Consider the following 10,486-nt stretch of genomic DNA (forward strand, 5'->3'; position numbering starts at 1 on the left):
ATTGACAGCCGGGAGGTGGGCAATAGCGTCAAAAAGGTGGATGATAGCTGAAGAAGTATGTCTCTCGTCGTTTCACCCGCGGAGGTATGCGTGATGGACAATTCAGCTGAGCCCGACCCATCGACTTGGCGCGCCGACCTTGAATTGCGCCTGCTTGAGCTTGTCGATAGATATGTGGTCTTCGGAGTGAGACAACAAGACATATTCGACGCAATTACCACCAAGGTGAAACGGCTTCGTGAGGAGCTGGAACACGATCCCGATGCAGCTGACTATGTCCCAGCACGCGATGTTGTGGACGAGCCCTCGAACGATTGGCCCGCTGCTGAAACGGATCGTGCTGATCGCTAGTCATATGAACGTTCTTCTTGCGGAGACGAGGTTCCCTACGACATCGTTCTTGAAATGGAAGAGATGAATGAGGACACCTCGAATACCGATGTCTAAATTGTTATTGGCTCGAATGACATCGTCAATCCGGCCGCATTGGAAGATCCAAACTCACCGATTGCCGGCATGCCAGTACTTGAAGTCTGGAAGGCCAAGAATGACTTCGTCTCGAAGCGAGGGTACGGAACGGGCTACTCCGGCATCGAGAACCCGCTGTTTTACACGGATAATACGCGGATGTTCTATGGCGACGCCAAGAAGCCGCCGAATGGACTAATTCCACTGATGGCCTGACAGATGGCGTCGAGGGCAGGACGGCGGTCAGCGTTTCCGTGCTGACCGCCTCCCGCAGAACTGCTTCTGTCGCATTCGATGAAACGCCGGGCGGCGCAAGCTTGCTTGGCGTCAAAGCGCGTGCTGCCAATTTGCGTATCGAGGCGCGAATGGACAGGCAAGGGGAGCGGCGTGCCGTTCGGGCAGGTCATTTGAGAGACCGTTGCGCGGCTGAACCGCTATCGGCCGCTTGTGTTGAAAAACTCGGCATTGCTGGCGCTGTAGTGGGGTGATTCAATCGTCGCATGACTTGCGGAGAATTGAGCAATGATGGGATCTCAGGCGGTTCCGGCGCAGGTCTTCTACGACTTCTGCCTTGATGAACACGTCGCTTTTGCACGGGCATGTGTTTAGTCCGCCGCCACCTGAACAGGATCGAGGCGAGGGCGAAGACCAGCATAAATGGAGCCGAGCTTGACGTTAGGAGTATATGCTCCTATATGGGCTATTAGGGGCATATGCTCCTATGCGAAAACGGAGTAAGGTTATGAACCAAGCTGAGATACTTGTAAGTGGTGCCACCGGACGGACGGGAGGTGCCGCTATCGATGAACTGCTCAAGATGGGCAAAAGCGTGCGGGCCTACGTGCGCTCGGACGATGAGCGGGCGACGGCCCTCAGGCAGCGGGGAGTTGATATCGCCGTCGGGGACTTCACCAACATCGATGACATCCGGACCGCAATGGAAGGCATCCGATCGGCCTATTTCTTGCATCCGATCGCGCCGGGTATTCTTGGTGCTGCGGCCTATTTCGCACAGGCCGCGAAGGAAGCGGGCATCACGGCAATCGTCAACATGTCGCAAATTTCGGCGCGTCGGGAGTCGGCGAGCCACGCGGCCCAGGACCATTGGGTCTCCGAGCGGGTCTTCGACTGGTCAGGTGTCCCGACGACGCATCTCCGCCCGACCTTCTTTGCCGATTGGCTCGTCTATCCGCATTTTGCGAAGGAGATTTGGAGCAAGAAGAAGATCGAGTTCCCGTTTGAGAACGGTCGTCATGCGCCCATCGCCGCCGATGACCAAGGTCGGGTGATTGCCCATGTTCTTGCTAATCCGCGCGGCCATGAAGGCAAAATCTACCCGCTCCATGGCCCGGTCGAGATGGACCACACCGAGATCGCGGCCGTCGTCAGCGACGTCCTTGGCGCGAAGATCGAATATGCGCCAACCTCGATCGAAGCGTTCAAGGACAAGATGGAAAATCTCTACAAGTTCCCGCCTTTCCTAGTGCAGCACCTGATCGAAGTCGCCCAGAACTATCGGGATGGCATCTTCGCGGGCACGAACGATGCCGTCGAGAAGATCACCGGAACGCCGGCACTCTCGGTCCAGCAATTCATCGCCAACAATCGCGCCGCCTTCGCGTGAGCACCGTCAAGGCAAGGAGTCTGAACCGTCGAATACTCAAGGTGAGCGTCATCCGTATGACGCGCTCGCCGCTGGTAAGAGCGAGATCATGGCCGACGAGGGAATCGCGCTGCTGAAGAGCACGCTTGCAGCCGGGGTGCCCGGCTACATTACCCCGCCGCCAGTGTTGATCTAAACACTAAGATGGCGGAGACAGCACTAGCAGCGGACCACGAGGCGCGGAGAACCTCAGGACTTCGCGCCTCACGTACGGGCGATGAATAGGAATTGAAAGGAAACGAGATGTTGTCGGCGAACCAACCGCTTGGAATCGATAAATGCAACTGCTCCGCCATGAGAAAGGCGAGCCGACAGATCACGCGGTTCTACGACGGCCATCTTGAGCCCGTCGGGCTGCGTATCACGCAGTTCCTGACACTGGCGGCTCTCGACGAGGCTGACGGTGCCGCTGTCAACGCTCTTGCCGAACGGCTCGACATCGAGCGGACTGCGATGGGAAAGATGGTTGGCTTCCTGGAACGCGACGGGTTCGTCACGATTAAGCCGTCACCCGCGGACGGCCGGGTTCGAATTGTTGAACTCACCGATGAAGGTCGTCGCCTGCATAAGAGAGCGGAGCCGCTCTGGGAGAAGGCGCAGCTAGAATTCGAGCAGTTGAATGGCGCAGCAAACGTCGCAACGCTACGGCGGGGGCTGAGAGAAATCGCAGTCGGCGGCATGGCGACGACCTCTTCGGAAGACTGAACTTCCTTCGATTCGTCAGATTTTCGTGCGTCGTGCTATCGGCTGAAAAAACGGGTAAACCATACTCACCCGAACATTAAGAACGCTGTGGCGGCCCAGAAAAGAATGCAGGCTTCAATGGCAATTAGCATTCCAAGACGACGATCACTCATCGGTTCCTCCTACCGTTGGGTATGGTAGAAACTCGCGTTCCGTAAAAAAGGTTCCCGATCAATGCGTTGGAGGGGACAGCGGACCGAAGCCATGCTTTTGTATTCGCGAGGCTCGACCAAAGCTGTTTGCGTTCGAGAGTCGCCGAGGGGCGTCGACTTTCCACCGAACAGCGGCCTCGTCACCACCGTCCGTGTCAGACGCCGATCCGGAAGTCGATGCCACAGATGACCCCGTCTGCCTTGGGGAACATCTTGTCGAAGCAAGTGAGACCGGCGAGGGAGTCGGTGATGACAGCACAGCTCTGAGGATCGTCGGCACCCAAGGCGGCAGTCGCTACGTCCGCAACAATCCGCGGTGATCTAATGGACCTTCGCCGCGGACCATCTCTGGCGCGCGCGGTCTACCAGCTCCGCCTCGCAATGCACGCCTTCCTTGACCAGAGCCATCAACAGTGCCGCGACTTCAACCGTAGCCTTCCTGTCCCGCACAATCCCGCTCTCACGGCATAGAGTCTTGAGGGCATATTTGATGAAGGAAAAGTCGCGGAGAGGGGGATGAACCCATTGGCTGGTGCTAATGTTGTCGAACACCACGCCTTTTAGGAGCACGCTGCTCCCAGCAGGGGTGCCCATGTCGAGGTAGTCTTCGTTCACTAAAATCTTTCGCAAGCCAGCCTCCGTGTCATTCGATAGAGCCGTTAACTGCTAGGATGGCACAAGCGTAGCAGAATTAGCCCGCGCTAATAAATGGTGTGATTAGGGTTATCGACAGGTTTTACGCGGCTTGGAGTTCAGGGCGAGACTGGGACTCGCGAAGCGCCGGCCCGCAATCGTCAAGGCCCGTTGCGTACACCTGCTGGTCGCGGTGCGGACGACCGTTGATCGCGGCTTCTTGATTGAGTTCCGGCTTTGGAGCAGGTGCCCACTTGCCCCATAATGCCGCAAAATCGTGCATCTGACCCACGCCGGTGTCAATGATCGAAGAGGACGTGAAAGACGATCACTTTATCACCAGCCGGAATTTGCTGATCAACTGACACTGAGCGTTCGCATTAGTTCACCGCATCAGGATGGGATCGGTGTCACTGTTGGATCGAACGGAGGGCGGTGCGCAGGGCGCAGTTCCGTAGGCAAGATTTTCATGATCGATGCCGCGAGGTGCACGGCGGGAAATATCCAGCACGATGCCGCCTGCATTGCATCGTACACATCAACCGTGAGAGTCTCCACGCCTTCATCCGGGACACCAGCCATCGGCAGCCTGCTCGTAACCGACGGGAACACCGCCTACAGGCGCTTGCCGGATCGCGGCCACCAGGCGATCAACCTGAGCGCGGTCGATGCTCCGCCAGCCCATGATCGAGGCTTCGAGCTGGTTCTCCAAGCAGTCGCCTTCAACCCCAACAACCTCGATCTGGTCAATTTGCGGGCGTCGCGAGCCTGGTAGGGTGTTTGTGTTCAGCGACCTCACTTTGCCACAGTGCTGATCGCTCCACCCTCCTCATAGGATCTCTATGATGCCGGTCGCTTGGCAGAAAGAAGTTCACCGGGGATTGGGTGCTTAGAGCGTCCTCTCCATGAAAATCGTGATGGGCTTCAAGCTTTGGGGAACGGCTCGGAAATGGCCGCTGCGCTTGAAACCAAAGCCTTCGTACAGAGCTATGGCATCACTCATAAACGTGACGGTTTCCAACCTCACACTTGCGTATCCATCATCGCGCATTCTATCTAGGCAGGCGGTCATCAGGCCCTTCGCAACGCCTCTGCCTCTCGCCTCAGGGCGAACGTACATTTTCTGTAATTCGGCAATACCGTCGTCTGACTTCGAATAGCCAGCGCATCCGGCAATATATTTATCCACGCTGGCTAGGAAGAATCCCGCGCCGCGTTGTCTGAACTTTTCCATTAGAGTTTCTATCGTGTGTCCGTAGATGTAATCCATCAATACAACATCGGGCACCCCGAACCTGCGTGACTCTTCGGCGTCCCATTTGCCCATGGCATTGATGAGCATATGTGCCTCTTCGAAGTCAGTCGGAGAAATGATTTCACGGACTTCCATGAACCGCCTCAGGTAGCAACTGCCTAGCGACAATTGCTACCCTATAGCGCAAAATCGCTGACCTGTCTCGCAACAGGTGCTTAGGGCGGAGCCCTTCTCCAGCGGCGGCCGCCGATAGTTGGCCAGCGTGTCGGAAACGGGGCTTTCGCCCATTCTGCCCTATAATGGAGCGGAACAGTTCCTCATGCGCCAACGCTAGATGTGGTTAAAACCTGCGCGATCGGGATAAGTCTTTTACGGAATTGGATTTGCGCGCCGACAATGACGTGCTGCTGGCGCAGGCAACGGGGACGTTTCTGACTGGCGACTGAAGCCTCCCACATCTGAAGCACGCCGCCAAGAGCGGTCATCGCGGCGAAGTCATCGGAGGTGAAGCCGCGGAAGGAGCCGGCCAGCTTTCGCAACTCGGTTGGCTATGTATAGGATCAACCAGCAGACGAACCAACGGAGGGGAAATGTCTCGTGCATGCCGTCCTTTGACCGCGAACGAATTTCGGCTCGTGGAAAAGCTGTTGTCGAGAGAGTTTTCGGGATGCGAAGCGTTGCGCGCCCAGTTGGAAACCGCGCGAGTTTCTGCCATCGACAGAGAAGGCAGCCTTCAGTTTCGGGTGTCAGGTCCGGACGCGTTGACATTTGCGGATGAACCATGGGCAAATTTGTAATTCTTTCTGGCTGTTCAGGCGGCGGCAAATCAACCCTCCTTGCAGAACTTGCTAAACGGGGTTTTGCCGTTGCGGAGGAGCCTGGGCGGCGCATCGTCAAGCAGCAACTTGAAAAGCTGGTGAAGCTTTACCATGGGTCAACATGGCTGCTTTCGCTCATTGTGCAATCAGAATGGCTCTTCAAGACTTGGTCGATGCAGTCGCAGCTTTGCATCATGCGACAGGAGAGGCAATTTCGAGCGATCTGCTCGCCAAGAACCGCTATCACGAGGAGGTGTTTGTGGCTCCTCCTTGGCCTGAAATATACCACGCCGACCCAGAGCGACGTCACGATTTAGAGAGCGCAATTGCCGAATATGAGCGCCTCATAAACATATATCCAGCACTCGGTTACAAAGTTCGGGTGTTACCAAAATTGGCTGTCGATCAACGTGCCGATTACATCTTGAGGCACCTGCCCCAGGCGCTTTTACGATGAACCCCGCTGTTCTTGATCACCGCAATGGGCTGCCCGCAGGGGAATTGTACTCATGGGCTATGCCACTGCCATCAAGGCGTCCGTGTCGTTCAAACGCTATTGGGAGGGGTCGATCCGAAATAATGATGTGCCCGAAACCCATACCGAGCCCGCGCCATAACGGATGGCATCTCCCATGTCTTCCGCGTCGCGAGGCGCATTGAACTTTCCAACAAGCTGATTGTTCTTGGCGTCGATCTTGATGACGGGCCACTCATGCGAGGTGACCCATGTAAATCCGCCGCCAAACGCGATATCGCCACCGCCGCCTCCTGCGCCGGTCTCAATCGTCGCGATCACCTCATTGCTTCTGGCGTCGATCCGCTGCACCGTACCGTCACCCTGGTTGGCGACCCAGACTGACCCTTCACCCGATGCCAGGAAACGCGGGCGTTCGTGCAGAGCAATTGTCGCGACGATACGATTGGTCACCGGGTCGACGCGATAGAGTTCATTCTTGTTGAAGCCGGTGACCCAAACCGAGCCATGATCAAAAATGGCGGCCGCCCCACGTGCAGGCAATTGCAGCGTTGCTTCCAGTACACCAGTTGAGGCGCTGAAGCGGCTAAGCTCGCGATTGTAGTCTTTCGACGTGATTTTCTTCCCGGCCATCGTGACAACCCATACCGCCCCTGCGCCGACACCAACGCTGCCTTCGCTGTCGGACAAGTCTGCGCGGGTGCGCATCACAACCCGGTTCGCCTTCGGATCGACCTTATAAATGGTCTTGCTCCCAATGTCCGGTACCCAAACCGCGCTCTCTCCGATTGCGATGCCCCTATATGGCCCAATTGCGCCCTCAATTGGCACGTCGATTGCGCTGTTGTCAGCCGGATTGAAACGACCCAGCCGATTACTGGTCATCATCCATATGGAGCCGAATCCAAAAGCAATGAAATCACCCCGGCGCAAGATTTGTGCTTGAACCTTTAACTCCTGCTTGGGGAGCGCCATCGCTGGGTCATCGGCCTGCGCGACGTCTAGGTCCGGGGCGGCGGCGAAGAGTATGCTCAGGAAAAATACTGACGCCGGCTTCATCGTAGTGCTCCGCACAGATTGGCTGTCCGCGTTTCGCGCAGGAGATGCAAGCCCCGATACTGGACCCAATCTGTTTTACTCGCAAGACAAGTGCCGCAGGGGAGGGGCGACCAGAGCGGAGACAGGTTGCCTTTCCTTTGAAGTGTCGCAAACGGATGATCCTTTGGTGTGGCGTGTAGAAGAACTTTTGTAGACCGTGCCGCCTTCGATTTTCATCAGCCCGTTCGACAGCGCACAGAACGCAAAGCGAGGATGATTTCAGTTGCGGACACCGGATTTGGACGGCATGTGAGCGACAGAGCGCCTTGGAGGAATGACATGGCTACTACTGGTAGGGTAAAGTTCTTCGGTCAGGAAAAAGGTGCACGATGCGAAGTAGCACTTGGCGAGCGTGGGCCACCGGCTTGACCGATGGAGCGCCGGACTACAATAGACACCTCGTGAAGAACTCTGCACCGCAAAGTGGTTTGCGTCACATATAGGGAAGCAAAACGGAGTTGATCTACGATGACGACGACCTTGCGTGACATCTATCAGTCGTATCTGGGCTGCCTCAATCGGCAGGCATGGAACGAGTTGGGGAAGTTCGTCTGCGAAGATGCCGAACATAACGGTCGCCCGTTTGGCTTGGAAGGCTATCGGGCAATGCTGATCAAGGATTACCAAGACATTCCTGACCTTCATTTCAATGCCGACACGATCGTCAGCGAGCCGCCAATGATCGCGGCGCGCCTGACATTCAACTGCTCGCCGAAAGGCGAATTCCTTGGCCTGCCCGTGAATGGTCGAACGGTATCCTTCGCGGAGAATGTGATCTATGAGTTCGAGGGGACGAAGATTCGCCGCGTATGGTCGACTCTGGACAAGCAAGCGATCGAACGGCAGCTCGCTGTCTCAACTGGCAACTAAAGGGAATGTTGTCATCGGTTTGCAGGCCCACGAGCGCCGCACCATCATATCCCACCGCTTGATTCTTCGGCCATTCTCTGTCGGCGCTCGTCCCTCTCCCGGATTTCAAGAGACTCTTTTCTCGTGGGCCGAAGGGGTGACTTAGGGATGTTCCAGGCGGTGGGGTTGTCGCGACATCCGTCCCTCGGGCAAAGGTCATAGAGCGCTGTACCTCGCGGCTTTCGAAGAATCGCGCGGTTCATAAACCACGCGGCGATCTAGCCGGATACATCGATCGGCGCTTGTTGTAGTGTGGATTGAATTTCTACGTTTCCGTTGTTGGTGAGAGTGTCACATGCGGAGCAAGTCTACCGCTCTTGCGACTGCCCTTTTTGCGTTCATAGCGTCAAGTTCGCCTGGCATCGCAGCGAGCATCTTCTCAGGGAACTCGTCCTCGCTCTGCCTGATTCCCGTACATAACGGTCAGCCGGTGGAGGCCGAGATGTTTCAGCCACATCGCATGACTTCCAAGGTCGTTGCCGTGCCTGGCTTGGACCGCCCGATCATCTTTCCGTTGAACCGCGGTGGCGTCTGGACAATCGACAACACACGAACGTTCGTGCGGTTCGGAGGCGTCTTCCCCGACCACTACCAAGACGAATATGCGTCGGACACAGCTAGCGGGGGCGTGATCGGCGTTAGCTGGAAGCTTGGAGTATTCAGGCTCAAGCGGGGCGAAAGGGAATTCCAGCGCCTCTATGCGGCCGATGGGAAGCCTTTCGTCCATCCGTTCTCGGCCGTCTATGTTGCCAGATTCGGCGGTACGGTCATCTCCGATAATTCGGGGCTCTACCTGCTCAAATCGTCCGGCGAAGTCGAACGAATGTCCTGGGATACGAGTGTCGGAGGCACAGGCCCCGGAAACGTGTTCGACCTGCCCGAACTGAAGCTTCTTTTGTTCACCAGTTACGGCCACGCATACGTGAGGGACGACAGCGGAAAAATCACGGTTTTTGATGACAGCTTCAACGGAATCCAGGCGGCAAGAGTTACTGCGGCAAAGGAAATCTTCATTCACCCGACAACCGGCGATAATTACACTGTGCCGTGGCCGCCAGCTGATCCAACTCGCCTTCCGGCGAAACAGACTACCCACACCTACGAAAACTTTGAGGGGATGACGGTCTACGTCGGCGATCTTGTTGCGATTCACGGCCAGAAGGTTTCGATCGATCTGCCTTCCAGGTTCGATTACCCACCGCCGACGGAATTTCCAGTTGGGAACATACTGGTGAAACTGGCCGACAACGGCATCTATACGCTGAACGCCGAAAGAAAATGGGATTTGGTCGACAGAAGCGAAGAAGTCACGGGAAACGTGTACGATGTCTTCCATCTCCCGGCCGAAAACAGGGCGTTGCTAGTCAATGGCCGTCGAGGGCTACTCTTGCTCGTTCTGAAGACCGACAAGCGAGCTACCGAATGCTTGAAGTGAAAGCTCGCACCCTGGCGCTTTGCGACCGATTCCCATACGCCCATCAAATGATGAGGTCTAGCGACGGCGAAACTGTTTTCTGTAAATCAGACCAAGAAAAGGCTGACCACGATCTATACCGCCAAGCGAGATTTGGTTTTGTCGACGAAAGGGCACTGTTGGTCGATTGCTCCTACATGCCGCTGGTATAAACGTTTGCTCGAAGGATACTCGGTTCTGACCGTTTTTTGGCGGAACCCATTATGTCGCGGAGCGCCGCTGAACGCGGGTGAGACCGGCGCATAATTACTGAGAATTCGCGGCCATCGGCGCGAAGCGCTTCCGAACGGAGCGTTCAACTTCATCCACTTCCCACCGGAGGGATACGGCGCTTCACAAGTCAGTCGCTGCAAGTCTTTTGGACGAAGATCAAGGTACCCAACTCTTCAAGGCCAAGTTGAAGCAAAGGTAGAGTGCTGAAGGTTCTGCAAATTCCTTAATGAGGGCGGCCATGGCAGACTGGTGATGTTCAACGTCACCTATTCCCCGGAGGGAAAGCCACCATGACCAAGACCGATGGTAAGTCAGCCAGTGCTGCAGTGAAAGAGATTTTGCTATCGAACCCTGACGGCCTGCGTGAAGTGATCCGCGCAGTGATGCAGGAAGTGCTGGAAGCGGAGATGGACGAGGCTCTTGGGGCCGGCAAAAGCGAGCGCACGCCGGACCGGCTCGGGTACCGCTCAGGCCACTACGGCCGAACGTTGATCACCCGCGTTGGCAAGCTTGAACTGCGTGTTCCGCAAGATCGCTCGGGACACTTTTCCACCGAACTGTTTGAACGGTATCAGCGCTCCGAG

10 protein-coding genes and 3 pseudogenes are annotated in these 10,486 nt (G+C 56.3%); 10 read left to right on the plus strand and 3 right to left on the minus strand.

Features of this window, described 5'->3' with window-relative positions:
• Positions 1 to 93: 93 nt before the first annotated feature.
• The 4 genes and pseudogenes from BSG20_RS22690 to BSG20_RS22710 all read left to right on the plus strand — a co-directional run bounded on the left by BSG20_RS22690 (position 94) and on the right by BSG20_RS22710 (position 2,836).
• Positions 94 to 351: a hypothetical protein gene (locus tag BSG20_RS22690; RefSeq protein ID WP_072378424.1), complete on the plus strand. Its 258-nt coding sequence runs from the start codon at positions 94 to 96 to the stop codon at positions 349 to 351.
• Positions 344 to 684: pseudogene (locus tag BSG20_RS22695) on the plus strand (NAD(P)(+) transhydrogenase (Re/Si-specific) subunit beta); the annotation flags it as partial. The gene BSG20_RS22690 and the pseudogene BSG20_RS22695, both read left to right, overlap by 8 nt.
• 526 nt (positions 685 to 1,210) lie before the next feature.
• Entirely contained in the window at positions 1,211 to 2,092 is an 882-nt protein-coding gene (locus BSG20_RS22700; protein ID WP_072378423.1) for an NmrA family NAD(P)-binding protein, read from the plus strand.
• A 282-nt stretch (positions 2,093 to 2,374) separates the two neighbouring features.
• Entirely contained in the window at positions 2,375 to 2,836 is a 462-nt protein-coding gene (locus BSG20_RS22710; protein WP_072378421.1) for a MarR family winged helix-turn-helix transcriptional regulator, read from the plus strand.
• 512 nt (positions 2,837 to 3,348) lie between these two features.
• Here the strand turns inward: BSG20_RS22710 and BSG20_RS22715 are convergent.
• On the minus strand, positions 3,349 to 3,657 hold the full coding sequence (locus BSG20_RS22715; protein ID WP_244541376.1) for a hypothetical protein: 309 nt from the start codon (positions 3,655 to 3,657) through the stop codon (positions 3,349 to 3,351).
• Positions 3,658 to 4,129: 472 nt separating this feature from the next.
• Here BSG20_RS22715 and BSG20_RS22720 point away from each other — a divergent pair, with 472 nt between their 5' ends.
• The gene (locus tag BSG20_RS22720) at positions 4,130 to 4,435 is read left to right on the plus strand and encodes a hypothetical protein (protein WP_072378420.1); all 306 of its coding nucleotides are present in this window, start codon (positions 4,130 to 4,132) and stop codon (positions 4,433 to 4,435) included.
• 114 nt (positions 4,436 to 4,549) lie between these two features.
• Here the strand turns inward: BSG20_RS22720 and BSG20_RS22725 are convergent, their stop codons facing one another.
• Positions 4,550 to 5,050 (minus strand): GNAT family N-acetyltransferase, encoded by a 501-nt coding sequence (locus BSG20_RS22725; RefSeq protein ID WP_072378419.1) that lies wholly within the window; start codon positions 5,048 to 5,050, stop codon positions 4,550 to 4,552.
• A 646-nt stretch (positions 5,051 to 5,696) separates the two neighbouring features.
• Between BSG20_RS22725 and BSG20_RS22740 the strand changes: the two are divergent.
• Positions 5,697 to 6,190, plus strand: a pseudogene (locus BSG20_RS22740) (AAA family ATPase).
• 96 nt (positions 6,191 to 6,286) lie between these two features.
• Here BSG20_RS22740 and BSG20_RS22745 read toward each other — a convergent pair.
• A complete protein-coding gene (locus tag BSG20_RS22745; RefSeq protein WP_072378416.1) occupies positions 6,287 to 7,267 on the minus strand; it encodes a Vgb family protein in 981 nt (326 codons plus the stop codon).
• Positions 7,268 to 7,376: 109 nt separating this feature from the next.
• Between BSG20_RS22745 and BSG20_RS37640 the strand changes: the two are divergent.
• The 4 genes and pseudogenes from BSG20_RS37640 to BSG20_RS22770 form a co-directional block, all read left to right on the plus strand.
• Positions 7,377 to 7,504, plus strand: a pseudogene (locus BSG20_RS37640) (putative quinol monooxygenase); the annotation flags it as partial.
• A 270-nt stretch (positions 7,505 to 7,774) separates the two neighbouring features.
• Positions 7,775 to 8,176, plus strand: a complete 402-nt coding sequence (locus BSG20_RS22755) for an ester cyclase (RefSeq protein WP_072378415.1) — start codon at positions 7,775 to 7,777, stop codon at positions 8,174 to 8,176.
• A 529-nt stretch (positions 8,177 to 8,705) separates the two neighbouring features.
• Complete coding sequence (locus tag BSG20_RS22760; RefSeq protein WP_143147516.1) at positions 8,706 to 9,650, plus strand: hypothetical protein; 945 nt, start codon at positions 8,706 to 8,708, stop codon at positions 9,648 to 9,650.
• A 542-nt stretch (positions 9,651 to 10,192) separates the two neighbouring features.
• The coding region (locus BSG20_RS22770) for a transposase (RefSeq protein ID WP_177309872.1) at positions 10,193 to 10,486 on the plus strand (294 nt) is incomplete at its 3' end.

The organism is Rhizobium tibeticum, from assembly GCF_900110205.1.
GTDB classification, from domain to species: domain Bacteria; phylum Pseudomonadota; class Alphaproteobacteria; order Rhizobiales; family Rhizobiaceae; genus Rhizobium; species Rhizobium tibeticum.

What these genes read in the sequence shown, in the direction of transcription:
- BSG20_RS22690 (WP_072378424.1), top strand. Translation starts at nt 94, where the DNA reads ATGGACAATTCAGCTGAGCCCGACCCATCGACTTGGCGCGCCGACCTT.
- BSG20_RS22700 (WP_072378423.1), top strand. Translation starts at nt 1,211, where the DNA reads ATGAACCAAGCTGAGATACTTGTAAGTGGTGCCACCGGACGGACGGGA.
- BSG20_RS22710 (WP_072378421.1), top strand. Translation starts at nt 2,375, where the DNA reads ATGTTGTCGGCGAACCAACCGCTTGGAATCGATAAATGCAACTGCTCC.
- BSG20_RS22720 (WP_072378420.1), top strand. Translation starts at nt 4,130, where the DNA reads ATGATCGATGCCGCGAGGTGCACGGCGGGAAATATCCAGCACGATGCC.
- BSG20_RS22725 (WP_072378419.1), bottom strand. Translation starts at nt 5,050, where the DNA reads ATGGAAGTCCGTGAAATCATTTCTCCGACTGACTTCGAAGAGGCACAT.
- BSG20_RS22745 (WP_072378416.1), bottom strand. Translation starts at nt 7,267, where the DNA reads ATGAAGCCGGCGTCAGTATTTTTCCTGAGCATACTCTTCGCCGCCGCC.
- BSG20_RS22755 (WP_072378415.1), top strand. Translation starts at nt 7,775, where the DNA reads ATGACGACGACCTTGCGTGACATCTATCAGTCGTATCTGGGCTGCCTC.